Raw genomic sequence first — 17,865 nt, 5'->3', positions numbered from 1 at the left:
AGAATTAATCTTGATAAATTGGATGCGTATAATTCTTACAGGATTAATGTTTGCTGCATTTGTTTCATATTTCATTTTTTAGCCATATTCTTTGAACAAACAAAAAGAATTTTTTGCAAAAATCATTACAATTTAATGAATTTCAGTTTGGCATAGCCAAAAGGTTTTGCTATTTATTTTGCCTCTGATAGAATCAGTCTTATAAATTATAAAAGCTGGTATATAAATGAAATTAGATAGTAATAACCATTCAGTATTCTTGTTGTATTATCACCTTGTGTTGGTCGTGAAATACAGAAGAAATGTGTTCCATGATGATATGTCAGACTATGCAAAAGATATGTTTGTTCGACTATCTGAAAACTATAACATCTCATTAGTTGAATGGAATCATGATGTACACCATGTTCATATTTTGTTCAAGGCACACCCTAATACAGAAATGACAAAATTCATCAATGCTTATAAAAGTGCAAGTTCTCGACTTATTAAAAGAGACTTTCCACAAGTGAAAAAGAAACTTTGGAAAGAGATGTTTTGGTCAAGAAGTTTTTGCTTGCTAACTACTGGTGGTTCGCCAATAGACGTAGTAAAAACATATATTGAAAATCAAAGTGAAAAGTGAGGTGAAATGATATGACAAAGCAGAATAAAGCCTATAAATTCCGTTTGTATCCAACAGGAGACCAAGCACATCTTATACGTGAAACCTTCGGTTGTGTACGTTTCGTGTATAACAGAATGTTAGCTGAACGGAAAAAAGCGTATGAAAAACATAAAGATGATAAGGATCAACTAAAGAAACAAAAGCTTCCCACTCCTGCAAAATACAAAGCAGAATTTGAGTGGTTAAAAGAAGTGGATTCATTAGCTTTGGCAAATGCTCAACTAAACTTGCAAATTGCCTATAAAAATTTCTTTCGTGGTCAAAATGACCTCCCAACATTCAAAAGCAAAAAAGACAGAAAGTCTTATACAACGAATGTAGTGAACGGAAATATTATGTTGCTTAACGGTCATATCAAATTGCCAAAACTGAAAATGGTACGTATCAAACAGCATAGAGAAATACCACAAGGCCATATAATCAAGTCATGTACGATTTCTATGACACCTATTGGTAAATACTATGTGTCCATTTTGACTGAATACGAAAAAGAGATCGTACAAAAAGAAGTAGAAACAGTTGTTGGATTAGACTTTGCGATGGATCAATTATACGTCAGTTCTGAGAATGAGAGAGCCAATTATCCTCAGTTCTACCGTGAAATGTTAGACCGATTAGCAAAAGCACAACGAGTATTATCAAGAAGAACAATAGGTTCTATTCTTTGGAATAAACAACGTATCCGTGTAGCTCAATTACATGAAAAAGTAGCGAACCAACGTAAGAACTTCCTTCATCATAAGTCTAAAGAATTAGCTACTCATTTTGATATTGTAGCTATTGAAGATCTAAGTATGAAAGGAATGTCGCAAGCACTTCATTTTTGAAAAAGTGTCGCTGATCTTTTCTCTTGTGTCTTCTTCACGTATCGTAAAAGCGCCACAATCCCCAATGGCTGGAATTATGGCGCTTTTACTATCTTAGTTGTTTATTATGAATTACCTTTCAAAATAAGTTCAACTTCTTCTATACTTAATTTACTTGCTTTTGCAATTGTTTCAATTGGTACGCCAAGTTCATGCATACCTTTAATCATTTGTACTTTCCCTTCTTGAATTCCTTCATTACGAGCAAGGGCAAACTTTGCGGCTTCGTCCATCAGCGCTTTCTCCCTTGCTTCATATGCTTGTCGGAAAGAAGAATCTTGACTCATACGTTCCCATTTATTCATCGCAATATCCTCCAATGTTTGGGTTAATTGTTCGTCCTCATTCGCTGGAAGCAATAACAACCAACGAACAAATGAATCTTCCCAGGGATTTACTTGTTCATTCCGCCACTGTTGCAGGAATTTTGGAATCTCCACGATGTGAACTCTTATATCATCACTTAATACCTTTTGTTGTTGTTGATTCCATAGCATTCCTGTTATATGGAATGCTTCATATTCTGGAAACATCACATAGTTTAATAAATTAATCGTAATTGTTTTATGAAGAGAGCAATACGGCATTCCTTTTTGAAGTTGGGATGTGTATAGCCTTCCCCTGTAATATAAACTTCTCTTAATCATATCATGATTATTATTTAGCTGTATTTCCACATTTACCTTTGTGCCTGTATCTAATGTCGCTGAAATATCTAAAATTGATAATTTGTCTTCCTCATGTTCTCGGTGCAAGTGCGTGTCTTCAAATTGTAAGGAAACAATGGGTGATTCTAAAAAATTTTGTAACATTGCATTTAAAAAGGCAATTAGAATATCTTCATTTCCACTTGTGCCAAATAATTGTTTAAAAGCAAAGTCAATGCGTAAATTCACTAATTGTTGGTTGGACATGGGTTTTCCTTTCCCCATCTCATAAGATGTTTTTCCTTTATTGTATATAAAAGAGTGATACACATACAAACAATCTCTTTTTCAGCATACATAAGGATTTTAATAATTTTCAAGAATTTAACAATTCGTATTTTTTCAAACTAATTCCTATTTATTGTATTTACTGAATGGAGGTTTCAAAAGTCTATTATTAGCAAATACATCATGAACGGAAAACTCTAGTTCAAATTTTCAAACGCAAAATAAAAAGTCTTGTTTATCACAAGACTTTTCTCTTCATTTTAGTTCAATTGTATATCGACTATCTTCTGAACTATATAAACTTGCAGTAGCAATTTTCACACGACATGTACCTAATCGTCGCCTTATTTCTGACTGTAATTTTTCATTTGCTTCTTCTAAAGAACTTGCTGGGATGATTATAGATTGTAAGTTTGTTATTTTGCCACTATACATTACTGAAAATTCTATTTCATATCGATGTATCATGGTTTCTTCACTCCCTTTATTTCCCTTATAACTCACCCTATTCATTACCTGATTTTTAGCTCTTGTAGTTATATACACATTGGTAGTACAAGTACATACAGAATTTTTTAATTAGATACTTACAATGACCGACACTATGAGTTTAAAATACTTGTAAAAAGATATCTTTGGTTTCCTATAACGAAGATAAATAAAGGCATTTATTACTTAATCAATAACAGATTTATCTTTGCAATTACTATTTGTTTCTTTATAACGGCAACTATTCCTGCTAAGAAAAAATTGCATACTCCATTGTTTAATAAAATATATGCAATAACTAAACAAATCATTGTTCCTATCCAATCTCCAGATAAATTTATCTAAACTATCTAAAACTTTGAATAACAAACAATAGGTGAGCATAAAGAGTAAGGAGGGATATAGATCATGATTAATAGAGGCATGATGCGATGGGTTACGTTTTCATTAATAAAAGAACAATTTGAAGATTTAAACGAATTGCATAAAGCTTAATAATGCAACAAGTACAGAATTATACATAACGCCAAAATTAAATACATACTGAGTGAATATGAAGGTTTCACTTGCATTTTATGGAATAAATTAAGAAGGGTTATGTTGCTCAGGGGCAATGGAGTTTTTTAGGGATTTATAAGATAAAGATAGCTTAGTGATATGATTAAGGTTATGGGAGGTCTAAACAGGGGTTTGAAATATCTATTGATTCTCAAAAGTAGTACAAGGATATATATAAAAGATCACTTGTCTTGGAAACAAGTGATCTTTTTATTAGATAAATTACTACTTGCCAACACCTAGTAGTTGTTATCCTATTCATATGCTTGATACTTATTATAACATGATTTTTAGTTTATAGGCGAAAATATTATTTATGTAAAGGATTAATAAAATTTATTAATTTAAAGGTAAGAGTAACTGTACCATTTCTTCGCTAAAAGCTATTTGATAAGTAAATTTATAAATTATCTTTAGATTTTTTAGGTTTTGGATAAGTATTTTTGTTAAAATTTTAAATAAAGCATTGCAATATATAAGAAAACGGGTTGTCTTGATGGGATAAAATGTAATGTCATCTAAAAACACTGCTTTGGAATTTGAGTTCCCGTGAGATAAGCCCAATAGGATACTGTTTCATAAGTGAAATTACCATAATTCCCATCCAACTCGGATAGCTTAAAAGTTGGTGTGTTTAGGCACATACTAATCTTCATTTCACAACTCCCCTTTGTTTTAAAATTGTTTTTTGTATAACCGCGATATATCTACATACACAAAAATTAAAAATTGCACTTAAATACCATTACATAAGCCGTGTCTAACTTTTAAGTACGTCATAGGATACAATATAGGACGAGCTTTCATCAGATTGTCCTAATATAAATTTAGGAGGAATAAAAAATGGCTATTATACCACCGTATGTAGTTTCCAGAAGGTTTACTTCTACACTAGGTGCAGGTACAGGTACGGGAGCTGCTTTTGCAGTTGCTGCTACGGCTTGTTTAAATGATGCTGGTACAGCAGCTACAGCATTTCCAACCTACACTTATTACAATTTCTATCTGAACGGTGTACTTCAACCTGGAGGAAACTCTACCGTTACTACTGGTGCTACTGGCGCAATCACAATTCCTGATGGAGATACATTAGATCCAGGAATTCCAGTTACTGTTGAATTCATCATAACTTAATCCACATCTTTTACTTTTGGACAGATTTCTTAATAAAGAAATCTGTCCTTTTTTAGTTAATAGTAATGAATTGTAAAATAATTGAAGATCCCTGTACTGGAGCTTCAGGCGCTAACAAAATTAACTGTCCCGTTACAACCTGGTACGAAGACAGTGGCTGAAGGATCCCGTTTATAAATAAATTAATATAGGAAACATCACTTGATGACAATATTTGTGTTGTTCCATACTGAGGTAAGCCATCAGCATTTGTATAGACGAGTTTTTGCCCGTCTGAAAAAGTAAAATACAATACATTTGTCGCTTGTATTCCTCCAGTTGGACCTGTTACTCCGGTTGGACCCGTTACTCCAGTCGGACCTGTTACTCCAGTTGGACCTGTTACTCCAGTTGGACCTGTTACTCCAGTTGGACCTGTTACTCCGGTTGGACCTGTTGGAAAAGTAATGGATGGAAGTGGTGGAAAAGTCGGTCCTATAGTTGCAAGATCTATAAACCTTTGAGCATCAGATATTCTTCCAAATCGTTCCACTTCAACACCTCCTCTAATATTTATTAGATGCTAAATTGTATAAAATGTTAAAAATTAATTTACAAGCAACCCATCCCGCCTCTTATAAGCAACTTTTCAATTTCTCTTTCTGAATTTACAACTCTTCCAATGCCCGCTCTGTTTTCTGTTTCTCACTATTTCATCCGTTCAAATGATATTGCTTTCTGTAAATCTCGCTTTCTACCTTTTAAACTCACCTTCCAGCTGTACTTTAGTTTCTATCCTCATACGATTCCTCCTCAATATCCAAGTTCCACTGTAAATTATCCCGTATCAAACCCAGACAGTACTTTTCCACTTGAGAAAATAGTTAATAGCGTTGATGAATACCCATACTCACCAAATTCCTGCCTATACTTAGGATTTTCATCTATATTTCTAAAATCTAATTTTATATCACGTAACGACCACTTCAATTTTTCACAATCACCATAATTATTCTTCATATAAACAACGATCTTAGTTGCCATTCACTCCCCTTCACATCCGTTAGTAATTGAGTTACTTCAAAAGTGCCATGCTCCACCTGTTCCATATCGTTTACTCCTTTATTTGGTAGATCATATTTACAAATGTATTTATGCATTTATCTATCCGCAATCATCATTGCAAAGTTCGCTATGTCGCTACACTGCCTAATAACATTCACAAAAAACACTAAGTAATTTGAAAGTAATTCTTGAAACACGCTATCTAATTCATTGAGATTCTTTCGTACTTATGATGAAGGGAAATCCTCTGAGCAATCTGTCCGACCTGTTTTATGTTCATTCTCCTGCAATTTACTTTCCATGTGCTCTGCAAACCATTTAACTTATTCTCTTATCATCTTCATCCACTCCTTTTAATAACCCTGCCAGTTCCTCGCAACTCCCTTCGAATAAGTCGCGCCCATCCGGTAGCTTGTATATGTGATTATCGATTAATTTGTTGATTAAAACGTCTTGCCCGTCCATATTGCCTCCTAGCTGATTTGTTTCTTTTTCGTGCCACCACGTTTGCCCTTTAGCTTCGTTACTGCTACATACAGTTCCCATTTATCCGTTCTATAGAGAACGATAGTATAGTGTTTTTGTACCCATTCCAGTGACTGTGTATAATCGCGACTACACATTGAAGCAGAAAATTTTAGCGCGTAGAGAGGATGGAAACGCACCTGTAATAGATAAAAATGGTATGATTTATATCAATTCAAAACTGTCATTATATGTAATAAACCCAAATGAAACTTTATACATAAGGACCTCACCATCCTATGGAAATGGTGAGGTCCTTATGTATATTATTCAATATTTTGCTTTCTCTAATACTTTTTTCCTGGTTGAACATCTATTACGTCCCAAGCATACCTACAAGAATCACTACTACGATTACGAGTACCGAAAAAGCATAGACTATGGTCCCCTTCTTAATCTAGTTGTTTTCTTCTTTCTCCCGTTGAAAGATATTGCATGCACTATAAAAAATATCTACTAATGCCCAAAGTATCTGCATTGCTTATTTATCTCCCTAATATATGTACATTATAAATTAACCAATAATCCCCTTATACATTATATCAGCTAGGCATATAGCATTATAAACAATCATTTGCATAACATTACTATGGGGTAGTTCAAGTCGGAGGAAGACGCCTTAGGATTTCTTTTTTTGCTAAGAAATAACCCTCAAAAAAATAGAAAAGCCTTGTCACTGGCCTTTCTGTAAGAAAATCACATCTTTCTACCCTCATAGTGAGCATAGTATTTGCCACACATCGCATTTATTTAATAAGAACCATTTATATTATATTTTAAAAATAAGACACATACGTTAAGAAAATTCGTAATGAATTGAATATTTAAATGTACTTATTTATAATTGATTAAGAATTGGAGTGGTAATCAATCTTCTATTTTTTATATTTTTTCCTCTTCCCTTGAAAAAAGGAAAAGTAATTACATGAAAATTGTGTAAATAGCTTGTTTGTAGACTAGTTATTGCTTGCCACGAGCCAACATAAGAACGGTAAATTTATCCGTTGCAACGATTTGTCCACGTACTGGAACGCCATTCTTTAAAAATACAGTAACATCCCCTTTTTCCCCTTTCAATTGTTCAAACATATCTTCTTGTAAGTTATACATGAAATACGCCCCTTATTTGTAGCTATTTTTATTTTAATACTTGTTGCCTCTCATTGTTGTCTATTTGTATTTCCCATTCCCTTTCTATTTTTCTAAACCATTTTCCTATTTTGCTTACATAGTATTTTATCACTTCATGAAGAATCTCATCATGCTCATATTTTCTAGGTTTTCGATGATTCGCTCTTACAAACTGTGTGTATTCCCTACGTAACCAATTAGAAATATGATCTTAAGGAGTTTTCCATTTACTTTTATATAGTTTTTCATCAAAATTCATCCCCTTTTACCCTCTAAATGAATATATAACTATCGTATCACATTTAAATTTAAATACGGCTCTAGATACATATTTCGCAAGAAATCTATCCGAATTGAACTACCCCCACTTTCACTTCGTTTAGAAGAGGGGGATTCCTTGCGGTTAGAAGCCTTATCGCTTCATTCTTTAGATTGATACTTGCGTTAATATCCCTATCATGGTGTGTACGGCAAGAAGGGCAATCCCATTTACGTAAATTCAGATTTTTAACGTCTTTGTTTTGATATCCACAACAAAAACATAATTGGCTTGAAGCAAATGTTTTCGATACAACAATGGCTTATTTACCGTACCATTTTGCCTTATATTCCAACATAGTTCGAAACTGTGACCATGATACCTCATTAATTGCTTTTGCTAACTTATGATTTTTTAACATATTCGATACTTGTAAATCCTCTATACCAATAACATCGTGGTTTTTGATGATGTCAGTCGAGATTTTGTCCAAATAATCTTTTCTAGCATTTGCCATGTATTCATGAATTCTAGCTACCTTTACTCGCTGTTTATTCCAGCGAGAAGATCATTTCATTCTTCTAGAAAGAACACGCTGTGCTTTTGCCAACTTCTCTTCTAACGATCGAAAAAACTTCAAATTTTCATAGGGTGTTCCATCTGACAAAATGGCGAAATCTTTTAGTCCTACATCTATTCCAATGTAAGAATTTGTTTTCGGAAGTTCTTGTACTTTTGTTTCAACTAACAATGACACGTAAATTTATCCGTTGCAACGATTTGCCCACGTATGGGAACGCCGCTCTTTAAAAATATAGTGATATCCCCTCTTTTGTTGCAATTGTTTGTTATTTTTTACAAATGTAAATCATTGCAGGTCCATCCACAACTACTCCACCAATTTCAATCTTTTCGTAAGCCTCTACACAAATGGTAGTCACCTTTTCACGCTTTGACAGCTCTTTACTCAATTTTTTTGTATCTATATCCTTTGAATCCATTTTGGCACCTTCTCTACTTGTATTTTATACAGAAATATATGCACTATAGGTCATTTAAACCCCTTGTAAAGTATTTATTAATACACAAAAGAAAACCCAAAAAAGTGCGCCTTTCTACTGAAGAACATAGTTAAATATCAAATCTAGTAAGCTTTATTTATCCTTATACAGCCTCGTCCCTATGAATAAGTACCACAAAAAAGCCCGCTTTTTCATGAATATTTCAAGATACTGTCCAACCGTTCCGCACTTCAATATATATTTGTGCCCTTCAAAAAAACATTCTTCTGAAAAGATGATGACAAAATATAAGCACAGTCCTCCTGAATTTCAGGATAATACTGTGCTTTGAGACAAAACATACATTTGAATAAAAAGGAAAAAAATTATCATTTTCGGTGTTTCCGCACCTTTCAGCGTACAGCTATTACAAACTTTGTTATTATTAGATCTTGATTTACTGTACGCTCAGAGGAAGAGAAATACCTCCCTTTTTATAAAAATAATATCTTAATATCGAAGCTCTGAAATTATTTATTATTATTACAGAAAATCACCAAAAAAAAATTCAAATTTTAAGTTTGTTAAAAACAAAAAAACATTCTCTTGTTAAACAGACAAAAAACAACTATATATCAGCTGTCCTTTTGTCAAAAATCAAAACGTGTCAGTCAATCATTCGCAACTTGCCCATGAATAGTTTTGATTAAATATGCTCCTACATCTTTAAAAATGAATTATCTATAAACTGGATTGTGTTAAATCCATCTATTCGGTTTAACTTTAGATATATCATTCTCTTTCTCATTTTATAAAAACAGATTTGAAACTTTCCGTTTAAAACTAATAATACAGTAGCTAAAAATAAGGGCATGGGATTTTGAATGTCCTTTGATAATCATTTAGTGTATCTTGTTCCATTCCGATGTAACCTCAATATCTCTTTCTGATTTGTATGATTTAACATCTTTTTCAAAGCAACTACATCTTTGAATCGTTGATAATGATGATATCCCTATGTTTTTCTAAGTGAATGAGTCCCGATACGTTCCAATCCAAACCCTTTGGCAGCTTGATTTAATATGCCATATGCCATTACACGAGAAATTGGTTTATTCTTCGGCTTTCCTTCTGTATACTTCCTGATGGCTCTCTTCAATTTTGAAGGCACCTTCACATCTTTAATCTTCCTAGTTTTCTTTTCATATATTACAATATTCCATCCATCAACATCACAAACACGCAAACGCAATATATCCGATATTCTGAAACCTGTATTAATACCAAGAAACAACCGAATGTAGTTCCTCTCGTTCTGTTTTTTATAGAATGCCTTTATTTCTTGAATGATTTCTTTATCTCAAATCGGCTGTATAATGTTCATACTATTTCTATCTCTTCACCTTGCGTATTTTGTTTAAATATTTCTTTGCACACACTGAAAGCTAAACATAATAAAGCTTTGCCTTTCATTTTATAATACTTGATTCTACCTAACTTCACTTCATCCATTATATCTGGGTCGTCCGCTTCTATCATTGTTGAAAATTAATGTTTTAAAAGATAGTACAAACCATTATGAAAACGTATGCCACCAGATGTAAATTGGGAAGTTGCACAAACATTTGAAGAATGCGTACATGAATTTAGACATCCCCAAGCAGACGTCAGTAAACCCGCGTATTTCATAACGAGATATACAAAAAAATTCCATGCATACAGAAAAATACACATGGAGAAGTATCAAAAAATTCAAAGCGACGCCAGATCCCAACCCTTAATCTATACGTCTCAAAATCACATACACTAGCTACAGCCTTGTTGTGAGTTCATTTACATCTTTAAATTCATTTATACAAGTCGTCAACCTTATTAGTTACCCAGTTTCCAGCCTGATTTCAATCTAAATCAAAAATCTATTTTCCCCTCTCAAACTATTTTATTGACCAAAAAATTGAATAAAAAAACCTCTAATACCTTATGCTTGTAGGCATGAAGTATCCACATTAAGTTCTAATATATTTATTTTTTAAAAACAGGGTTTAGTTAAAGAAAAGAATGCTTAGTCTTAATACAAATGAATCTGTATAAAAAACACAACAGCTCATCTTATCAAGTTGATAAAGACTTTATTTACTATCGTGTTCCAACAGCTTATTCATACAACTTTGACTCCTGCATTTTATCCAAACGTAGTAACGAGCTGTTCCACAGTCTTGTAAATATCACTAAAAAGACCTCCAACACATAATTACGGACATAACGGAAAATTGATGGGAAATCCAATTAACTACTTTATAAGAACATTCAAACAGATTATCTATGATTACATCAATAACTTTAGAGAGATACATATTATCGTACAACGTAAGGCGAATAAACATGCTATTAATGCAGCCATTTTTCAGTGGATGATTGAAGGCTAGACTTGGATAGAATACAAAAATAATCCTATATATTCTTCGTTAATTCGAAAGAACAAATATTCTTTTTGTCTATAGGACATTCTTTAATTAGCTCAGATTTCAAGACGATTGTACATTTGACAATTTTACGCACCGAATATTCCGATTGATTTATAGTGTATCATCCAGATAAAATTCATGATAAAGGTACCATTACCAATAAATTTGAATGTTCGTAATTCTAGTTTTTTTAGATTCACGAAAATGGTGTCATCATATAATTTTTCAATGATAAGTATTACATTAGTCAAAAGCATTTTTTGTTATATACAACATAAACATCAAGCCTATACTTAAGCACATCTCCTCTTTGATATGATACATATATATAAATTCAACCAGAAAAGGAGATTTACGAATGAAGTACAAAAATCGAAAACATGCAAAGCGCAAATACAAACACGCACTTCTTGCAACAGTCGCAACTATGACGTTAGGAGTAAGCACCTTGGGGAGCACTTCTTCTGCATTTGCTGCTGAAAATTCAACCGATAGTCAAACACATCCAAAGTTAACAGACGCGATGGCACAAGCAACGGCAACACAGACGAGCAAAAAAGCAAAGGAAAAATCATTTGTGAAAGATTACGTTATTAAATATAATAGCAAGACAACTCACAAAATTGTCGCAAATTCAATGGCAGACATCCTTAGAGCAGCGGGATCAGAATCAGGTCTATCAAGTCTAGACCTAAACAATTTCTTTAGATCGATGATTTTAACAGGCGCAGACTACATGCCCTTTGGAATGTATGTATCTCCACTAATTGGTTTAATATGGGGAGAGAACAAGGCAAATCCCCTAGACAAACTAAAAAAACAACTTGAAAAATACGTGATAAACGAAATTGATAACGAACAGCTTAACTATCTACAAGGCGAATTCAAAGCACTAACTAATGACTTAAAAACTCTCGAAAACGCAGTGAATGAAAAAGATAGTTAACACGCTGATGATAAGACAAAAAATCAACTGGGTAGTTGGGCAGTTGGCATTGAGCAAGCATTTGGAAAAATTCTCGAGCACACTTCAGATGCTAAACATAAAGTAACAAATTTACCCCTATACACTAAAGTTGCGATAACGCATATACAATTTCTACAATCCGTACAACAACACGCTGATAAAATGAATATTACACAAGATAGTTTGCGACAACTTTATACCAAAGAGGGACTAAATACACTTATTAATAGTTATGTAGCGCATATACACGAAGTATATGACAACACTAAAGACCAGTATATGGGGAAAATAAACCAAGTAAAATCCTTCACCTTCAATCCTGATGATGCAGAGAATCAGCTAAAAGATTTGAAAAATCGATTAGCTAGTGTCACAGCTAAAAAAAATACAAGACTTAACATGTATGCTCAACACGTTCAGCTTGTATAATCATTCTATAAAAAGCGAGGTTTCTTCGTTTAGAGTGACTCGCTTTTTTCTCTACATCTCCCTATACTTCGCTACTATTCGAGAATTAGATCGTTGACATGAATCATTTCCTCGCCAAAATTCGTTAGGCTTCCTTAATCTTCTTTATCCTTCAAATCCCACATACTCTCCAGACACCCATTGATTTCCGCCAAAGTTTAACTATCCGTTTGATTGTCCCTATACCTCGTAGGAATCAACTTTATCCAATTGACGAAAAAACCCGTATCCAGTATCTAGACCTTTGCAAAGGTTAACGTCATTCCCCTCAATATGCGCAATACCTGTCCCGTTAGCTGACGGTGGAATAGGTGTAGGAGTCACTTTACCACTTCCATGGTATGCATTTGGGACTCTTTCAATAAAGTTATTCCAACGTCCTTCTGCTAACATAAGGACAGTATTTTCCACTCCATGATTGATGTATGCGAACTTTACTAATTGGAATATTGTACTATTTCATGAGTTGAGCTACAACAATAGCCGCATTATCTTCTGCTTTATAATATCGATTCCCACCACTTAAAGATTAGCAAATCCCCCAATAGATTTGCAATTTACGTTACTGCAATGCCAAGCGTTACGCGCTAAGGGAATTACTTGTACAGCTTCTTTATCATCTACTGTAATATGAAACGAGACTTGATTATCATTACGAATCATATAAGTCACTTCATTTTCTACTGTAGCTGACGACATAAACATTTTTTGTGTATTAATAATTTAGACCCGAACATTCGCAAGTTCGTCAGTCCATTTGGACATTCTCACTATCGGTATTTTGTAGCATCCCAACCTATCCATTGCCATATGATTTCTCACTTAGGTTTTGTTCAGCCGATTTCACCTAGCTACATACAACTTGCGACTCCTATCACACCTTAGTTTAAACTCAACAAGAAAGCTTTCATTCCTACTTTCAGCCAATTAGTAGTTGTTATTATCAAATTGATAATCTTCTTATTTCGTGTTTGCACACTTATAAGGAAACGTATCGCACAAAAGATTATTTTAATTCCATTTAAAATCCGACAAAATTTAGTAAAAAACATCATGTTAATAAAGAGCCAATCCTGAAACATACTATAAACTTCTGGTCTTTATTTTTTCATTTATTTGTGGTGGTTTATCCTCTACTATGAACTCCCCCCACTTAACGTCCTAACGGACTGTTTGAAGTGGGGGCTTCTCGGTTAGTCGTTACTTTTGGTAGCTAACGAATTCGTCCTAAGACAGCCGAGCGAGCGAGCTTGTTCCAAGGGTTATTTTATTGCTATCTATGCTAACGCCAATAGGCGTATTGCTTCATTTTTGATATTGATAGCTGCGTTATAATCTCTATCGAGATTTACACCGCATATGCAAGAATAAACTCGCTCAGACAATGACATATTTTTCACATTTCTACAACTGCTACATGTTTTTGTGGAAGGAAACTATTTGTCTATTTTCACAAGCTGTTTGCCTTGTTCATGTAGTTTATAAGCTAAGAAAGAAGTGAACATACCCCAAGCATTTTCAACGACGCTTTTTCCAAAATGAAGTGCTTGCGATATTCCCTTCATATTTAGATCTTCAATAGCTACAACATCAAAATGAGTAACTAACTCTTTAGACTTATGATGAAGGAAGTTCTTGCGTTTGGTTTGCTACTTTTTCATGCAGCTTAGCTACAAGGATACGTTGTTTATTCCAACGAATAGAACCTTTTGTCCTTCTTGATAATACTCGTTGTGCGTTTGCTAATCGATCTAACATTTCACGATAGAACTGAGGATAATTGGCTCTCTCATTCTCAGAACTGACGTATAATTGATCCATCGCAAAGTCTAATCCAACAACTGTTTCTACTTCTTTTTGTACGATCTCTTTTTCGTATTCAGGCAAAATGGACACATAGTATTTACCAATAGGTGTCATAGAAATCGTACATGACTTGATTATATGGCCTTGTGGTATTTCTCTATGCTGTTTGATACGTACCATTTTCAGTTTTGGCAATTTGATATGACCGTTAAGCAACATAATATTTCCGTTCACTACATTCGTTGTATAAGACTTTCTGTCTTTTTTGCTTTTGAATGTTGGGAGGTCATTTTGACCACGAAAGAAATTTTTATAGGCAATTTGCAAGTTTAGTTGAGCATTTGCCAAAGCTAATGAATCCACTTCTTTTAACCACTCAAATTCTGCTTTGTATTTTGCAGGAGTGGGAAGCTTTTGTTTCTTTAGTTGATCCTTATCATCTTTATGTTTTTCATACGCTTTTTTCCGTTCAGCTAACATTCTGTTATACACGAAACGTACACAACCGAAGGTTTCACGTATAAGATGTGCTTGGTCTCCTGTTGGATACAAACGGAATTTATAGGCTTTATTCTGCTTTGTCATATCATTTCACCTCACTTTTCACTTTGATTTTCAATATATGTTTTTACTACGTCTATTGGCGAACCACCAGTAGTTAGCAAGCAAAAACTTCTTGACCAAAACATCTCTTTCCAAAGTTTCTTTTTCACTTGTGGAAAGTCGCTTTTAATAAGTCGAGAACTTGCACTTTTATAAGCATTGATGAATTTTGTCATTTCTGTATTAGGGTGTACCTTGGACAAAATATGAACATGGTGTACATCATGATTCCATTCAACTAATGAGATGTTATAGTTTTCAGATAGTCGAACAAACATATCTTTTGCATAGTCTGACATATCATCATGGAACACATTTCTTCTGTATTTCACGACCAACACAAGGTGATAATACAACAAGAATACTGAATGGTTATTACTATCTAACTTCATTTATATACCAGAATTTACAATTTATAAGACTGATTATACTCAGAGGCAAAATAAAAAGGAAAACCTTTTGGCTACGCCCTTCACACGCATGAGGAAGGAGAATTCTTTCGGGAAATTCGTTAAAATAGGTATTCCATAATTTCATATTTTTGAAGGAGGAGTTCTCTAATAGATAAGAAAAGGATAGTTAATAAACATTACCTAATTTATATTTTCTCAAGTTAATCTATTGAAATCGAATCCTTGTATGATAAAAGATTATAATTAATTAACAGGAAATACAGGGCTTACAAAATATCCCTCAATCTTACCTAGTACAAAATCTCTATATTGTTGCTGTTTTTTTATTTCAAAAATTTGAACCGCATAATTAAAAAGGCATTGTGCTTCATGAAAATTCCTCAAATAGTATAGGTTTAATCCTTTTTCATAATATAATTCACCAACTAGAAAGCTAGATTCAATAAATAGACAATAATTAATTGCTTTATCACATAAATTAATCGCCTGATGATATAACGATTGTCTTGATAAAGTTTGTGCATATGCATAGGTATTTTTTATCAGCAAAGTATAATCTGAAATATAATAATTTGAATTTAAAGTTGTATTTATCCATCTTAAAATTCGTATGGCATGCTTATTTTTCCCCTTTTCAGATAAGATGATTCCTATGCTATTCAAAATAAGTAATTCCTGTTCTGTGATGTGATTTAAAGTTGTAAATGTTTTTCTAAGTGCCTTTTTTAATGAAACAATTGGATCGTCTAATTTATTTGTATAGTACAAACAAATTGTTTCTGCCCATATTAGAAACTGCAAATCATACTTATTTTTCGAAAAAGTCCCGATTTCTTTTTCCTCTTTGATAAAGATTAGAACTTGATCATAATCTTTATCTCTTAAAAACTTTTGAACTATTTGTCTAACTGTATTTTTTCTATATTTATCCATACTATCATCATTAGTTAAAAAAAAATAATTTAATGGTACTCTTAGCTTGCAAGCTATTTGGTGCAATATAAAAGTACTAGGATATATCTTCCCAGTTTCAATCATACTAATATTTGCCTGAGAACATATTCCATATGCTAATTCCTCTTGTCTCATATTACGCTTTTGTCTTAATTCTTTAATAATATGTCCTATATTTAAAGAATTATCATACATTGAAGACTCCCCCATAAACATAATAATAATATCTCTATATTCATTGATAACATTACAATTAATTTTTCCAGATATATCGTTTGGAATTTTTTACATAACCTTATAATGATTATTATTTATTTTTAAACAAAAAAAGTAAAGTGAAAATTAATAATAATACTACTCCCAAAAGATTATCTGATTTTTAATATCGAGATGATTTTTTTGTATCTAAACTTATATCTACCTTCAATATGCCCCCAAAAATAGGCTGCACAGATATATAATAGTAAGCTTTTTAGTTTGCATCAATCGATATTTATTTCTCCGCCTATTTACTGATACCATCAAGTCTCTAGGCGAGGTGAGGAAAAATTTTCTATCGAAAAACGATAGAAAACTTAATTAAATTCCAAAATAATATTAAGGTATTTATGTTATTTGAACAATTCATGACTATTTTATAAATTTAAAATTTTCATGTTATGGTTATTTCAAAGAAGGGAGTTTAAAAACTTATCTAATAACACTTCAAGAAATAGAGGGCTAATCAATGATAAAGGAGGAAATTAAATTGAAAATTGCTATAATTGGAGCAATGGAAGAGGAAATCCATATTTTGCATAGCAAATTAGAACACACAGAAACAGAAACGGTTGCGAGTTGTGAATTTACGCAAGGACTATTAGCAGGCCATGAAATAATCTTGTTAAAGTCTGGTATTTGTAAAGTAAATGCAGCGATGTCAACAACGATTTTATTAGAAAGATATAAGCCTAAAAAAATAATTAATACAGGTTCTGCCGGTGGATTCCATCATTCCTTAAACGTTGGAGATATAGTTATTTCAACAGAAGTTCGTTATCATGACGTAGATGTAACAGCATTTAACTATGAATATGGTCAAGTACCAGGCATGCCACCTGGATTTAGGGCTAATGAAGCACTAGTTGCATTAGCTGAAAAATGTATACACGCAGAAAATAATATTCAAGTTGTAAAAGGTATAATTGCAACAGGAGATTCATTTATGAGTAATCCAAACCAAGTTACAGCAATTCGTGATAAATTTGAAAATTTATATGCAGTAGAAATGGAAGCTGCTGCTGTAGCACAAGTATGCTATCAATATAAAGTTCCTTTTGTTATTATTCGTGCTCTTTCTGATATTGCTGGTAAAGAATCAAATGTTTCATTTGATCAATTTTTAGATCAGGCAGCTCTTCATTCTACAAATTTTATTATAAAGGTATTAAAAGAATTAAAATAGTAAAATCACAGGGCAATCTTTTCAAAAAAGAGAAATCCTTTAACATCTTAGGCTAGTTATCATCATGTGAAAATAATAAATTAAATTATAAATTCCATTTATTTATAGCTTTCCTTGCTGATTTTAAAAACATTTT

The 17,865-nt window shown here is 32.9% G+C and carries 16 protein-coding genes and 7 pseudogenes; 6 read left to right on the top strand and 17 right to left on the bottom strand.

What is annotated here, in order from left to right:
• Nucleotides 1-226: 226 nt before the first annotated feature.
• Nucleotides 227-625 carry an IS200/IS605 family transposase gene (gene tnpA / locus M1D66_RS27975; protein WP_479832029.1) on the top strand — a complete coding sequence of 133 codons (399 nt, stop codon included), beginning with the start codon at nucleotides 227-229 and terminating at the stop codon, nucleotides 623-625.
• An 11-nt stretch (nucleotides 626-636) separates the two neighbouring features.
• A pseudogene (locus tag M1D66_RS27970) lies at nucleotides 637-1,491 on the top strand (RNA-guided endonuclease TnpB family protein); the annotation flags it as partial.
• A 107-nt stretch (nucleotides 1,492-1,598) separates the two neighbouring features.
• Here M1D66_RS27970 and M1D66_RS27965 read toward each other — a convergent pair.
• Both M1D66_RS27965 and M1D66_RS27960 read right to left on the bottom strand, forming a co-directional pair.
• Nucleotides 1,599-2,447 carry an Rpn family recombination-promoting nuclease/putative transposase gene (locus tag M1D66_RS27965; RefSeq protein WP_479832028.1) on the bottom strand — a complete coding sequence of 283 codons (849 nt, stop codon included), beginning with the start codon at nucleotides 2,445-2,447 and terminating at the stop codon, nucleotides 1,599-1,601.
• 276 nt (nucleotides 2,448-2,723) lie between these two features.
• Nucleotides 2,724-2,936 (bottom strand): hypothetical protein, encoded by a 213-nt coding sequence (locus M1D66_RS27960; protein ID WP_479832027.1) that lies wholly within the window; start codon nucleotides 2,934-2,936, stop codon nucleotides 2,724-2,726.
• A gap of 1,422 nt (nucleotides 2,937-4,358) precedes the next feature.
• Between M1D66_RS27960 and M1D66_RS27955 the strand changes: the two genes are divergently transcribed.
• Nucleotides 4,359-4,649: a DUF4183 domain-containing protein gene (locus M1D66_RS27955; protein WP_242555371.1), complete on the top strand. Its 291-nt coding sequence runs from the start codon at nucleotides 4,359-4,361 to the stop codon at nucleotides 4,647-4,649.
• Between the two features lie 52 nt (nucleotides 4,650-4,701).
• On the opposite strand, the gene M1D66_RS27950 is transcribed toward M1D66_RS27955, so the two are convergent.
• The 11 genes and pseudogenes from M1D66_RS27950 to M1D66_RS27900 form a co-directional block, all read right to left on the bottom strand.
• Nucleotides 4,702-5,142 carry a DUF4183 domain-containing protein gene (locus M1D66_RS27950; RefSeq protein WP_345742487.1) on the bottom strand — a complete coding sequence of 147 codons (441 nt, stop codon included), beginning with the start codon at nucleotides 5,140-5,142 and terminating at the stop codon, nucleotides 4,702-4,704.
• 323 nt (nucleotides 5,143-5,465) lie between these two features.
• Nucleotides 5,466-5,672, bottom strand: coding sequence for a glutaredoxin (locus M1D66_RS27945; RefSeq protein ID WP_242555370.1), 207 nt, complete (start codon nucleotides 5,670-5,672; stop codon nucleotides 5,466-5,468).
• Nucleotides 5,645-5,788: a hypothetical protein gene (locus tag M1D66_RS27940; RefSeq protein WP_479832026.1), complete on the bottom strand. Its 144-nt coding sequence runs from the start codon at nucleotides 5,786-5,788 to the stop codon at nucleotides 5,645-5,647. The genes M1D66_RS27945 and M1D66_RS27940 overlap by 28 nt, the downstream gene beginning before the upstream one ends.
• A 223-nt stretch (nucleotides 5,789-6,011) precedes the next feature.
• A complete protein-coding gene (locus M1D66_RS27935) occupies nucleotides 6,012-6,158 on the bottom strand; it encodes a Fur-regulated basic protein FbpA (protein WP_242555374.1) in 147 nt (48 codons plus the stop codon).
• 1,020 nt (nucleotides 6,159-7,178) lie between these two features.
• Nucleotides 7,179-7,328 (bottom strand): RNA chaperone Hfq, encoded by a 150-nt coding sequence (locus tag M1D66_RS27930; RefSeq protein ID WP_242555369.1) that lies wholly within the window; start codon nucleotides 7,326-7,328, stop codon nucleotides 7,179-7,181.
• A 28-nt stretch (nucleotides 7,329-7,356) separates the two neighbouring features.
• Nucleotides 7,357-7,598 (bottom strand): annotated as a pseudogene (locus M1D66_RS27925) (transposase).
• 95 nt (nucleotides 7,599-7,693) lie between these two features.
• A pseudogene (locus M1D66_RS27920) lies at nucleotides 7,694-8,368 on the bottom strand (RNA-guided endonuclease TnpB family protein); the annotation flags it as partial.
• Nucleotides 8,353-8,460: an LSm family protein gene (locus M1D66_RS27915; RefSeq protein ID WP_472965827.1), complete on the bottom strand. Its 108-nt coding sequence runs from the start codon at nucleotides 8,458-8,460 to the stop codon at nucleotides 8,353-8,355. The pseudogene M1D66_RS27920 and the gene M1D66_RS27915, both read right to left, overlap by 16 nt.
• Entirely contained in the window at nucleotides 8,457-8,609 is a 153-nt protein-coding gene (locus tag M1D66_RS27910) for a BC1881 family protein (RefSeq protein ID WP_242555368.1), read from the bottom strand. Before M1D66_RS27910 ends, M1D66_RS27915 begins: the two co-directional genes overlap by 4 nt.
• A gap of 858 nt (nucleotides 8,610-9,467) precedes the next feature.
• Nucleotides 9,468-9,960: pseudogene (locus M1D66_RS27905) on the bottom strand (tyrosine-type recombinase/integrase).
• A gap of 29 nt (nucleotides 9,961-9,989) precedes the next feature.
• Nucleotides 9,990-10,133, bottom strand: a pseudogene (locus M1D66_RS27900) (ArpU family phage packaging/lysis transcriptional regulator); the annotation flags it as partial.
• A gap of 1,299 nt (nucleotides 10,134-11,432) precedes the next feature.
• Between M1D66_RS27900 and M1D66_RS27895 the strand changes: the two are divergent.
• Together M1D66_RS27895 and M1D66_RS27890 are read left to right on the top strand one after the other, a co-directional pair.
• Nucleotides 11,433-12,020: a hypothetical protein gene (locus M1D66_RS27895; protein WP_242555367.1), complete on the top strand. Its 588-nt coding sequence runs from the start codon at nucleotides 11,433-11,435 to the stop codon at nucleotides 12,018-12,020.
• A 27-nt stretch (nucleotides 12,021-12,047) separates the two neighbouring features.
• Nucleotides 12,048-12,470 carry an insecticidal delta-endotoxin Cry8Ea1 family protein gene (locus M1D66_RS27890; RefSeq protein ID WP_425592577.1) on the top strand — a complete coding sequence of 141 codons (423 nt, stop codon included), beginning with the start codon at nucleotides 12,048-12,050 and terminating at the stop codon, nucleotides 12,468-12,470.
• Nucleotides 12,471-12,674: 204 nt separating this feature from the next.
• Here M1D66_RS27890 and M1D66_RS27885 read toward each other — a convergent pair.
• The 4 genes and pseudogenes from M1D66_RS27885 to M1D66_RS27870 form a co-directional block, all read right to left on the bottom strand.
• Nucleotides 12,675-13,214, bottom strand: a pseudogene (locus M1D66_RS27885) (peptidoglycan recognition protein family protein); the annotation flags it as partial.
• A 572-nt stretch (nucleotides 13,215-13,786) separates the two neighbouring features.
• Nucleotides 13,787-14,900: pseudogene (locus M1D66_RS27880) on the bottom strand (RNA-guided endonuclease TnpB family protein).
• Nucleotides 14,901-14,911: 11 nt separating this feature from the next.
• A complete protein-coding gene (gene tnpA, locus M1D66_RS27875; RefSeq protein WP_242555366.1) occupies nucleotides 14,912-15,310 on the bottom strand; it encodes an IS200/IS605 family transposase in 399 nt (132 codons plus the stop codon).
• Between the two features lie 264 nt (nucleotides 15,311-15,574).
• Entirely contained in the window at nucleotides 15,575-16,480 is a 906-nt protein-coding gene (locus M1D66_RS27870; protein ID WP_242555365.1) for a helix-turn-helix domain-containing protein, read from the bottom strand.
• Nucleotides 16,481-17,033: 553 nt separating this feature from the next.
• On the opposite strand from M1D66_RS27870, the gene mtnN reads away from it, so the two are divergent.
• Nucleotides 17,034-17,729: a 5'-methylthioadenosine/S-adenosylhomocysteine nucleosidase gene (mtnN, locus tag M1D66_RS27865; protein WP_242555364.1), complete on the top strand. Its 696-nt coding sequence runs from the start codon at nucleotides 17,034-17,036 to the stop codon at nucleotides 17,727-17,729.
• Nucleotides 17,730-17,865: the final 136 nt, after the last annotated feature.

Source organism: Bacillus sp. PK6-16 (genome assembly GCF_056530295.1).
Note: the sequence above shows the minus strand (reverse complement) of the source record. Positions and strands in the feature narration are given on the sequence as shown.

What these genes read in the sequence shown, in the direction of transcription:
- tnpA (WP_479832029.1), top strand. Translation starts at nt 227, where the DNA reads ATGAAATTAGATAGTAATAACCATTCAGTATTCTTGTTGTATTATCAC.
- M1D66_RS27965 (WP_479832028.1), bottom strand. Translation starts at nt 2,447, where the DNA reads ATGTCCAACCAACAATTAGTGAATTTACGCATTGACTTTGCTTTTAAA.
- M1D66_RS27960 (WP_479832027.1), bottom strand. Translation starts at nt 2,936, where the DNA reads ATGATACATCGATATGAAATAGAATTTTCAGTAATGTATAGTGGCAAA.
- M1D66_RS27955 (WP_242555371.1), top strand. Translation starts at nt 4,359, where the DNA reads ATGGCTATTATACCACCGTATGTAGTTTCCAGAAGGTTTACTTCTACA.
- M1D66_RS27945 (WP_242555370.1), bottom strand. Translation starts at nt 5,672, where the DNA reads ATGGCAACTAAGATCGTTGTTTATATGAAGAATAATTATGGTGATTGT.
- M1D66_RS27940 (WP_479832026.1), bottom strand. Translation starts at nt 5,788, where the DNA reads ATGCATAAATACATTTGTAAATATGATCTACCAAATAAAGGAGTAAAC.
- M1D66_RS27935 (WP_242555374.1), bottom strand. Translation starts at nt 6,158, where the DNA reads ATGGACGGGCAAGACGTTTTAATCAACAAATTAATCGATAATCACATA.
- M1D66_RS27930 (WP_242555369.1), bottom strand. Translation starts at nt 7,328, where the DNA reads ATGTATAACTTACAAGAAGATATGTTTGAACAATTGAAAGGGGAAAAA.
- M1D66_RS27910 (WP_242555368.1), bottom strand. Translation starts at nt 8,609, where the DNA reads ATGGATTCAAAGGATATAGATACAAAAAAATTGAGTAAAGAGCTGTCA.
- M1D66_RS27895 (WP_242555367.1), top strand. Translation starts at nt 11,433, where the DNA reads ATGAAGTACAAAAATCGAAAACATGCAAAGCGCAAATACAAACACGCA.
- tnpA (WP_242555366.1), bottom strand. Translation starts at nt 15,310, where the DNA reads ATGAAGTTAGATAGTAATAACCATTCAGTATTCTTGTTGTATTATCAC.
- M1D66_RS27870 (WP_242555365.1), bottom strand. Translation starts at nt 16,480, where the DNA reads ATGTATGATAATTCTTTAAATATAGGACATATTATTAAAGAATTAAGA.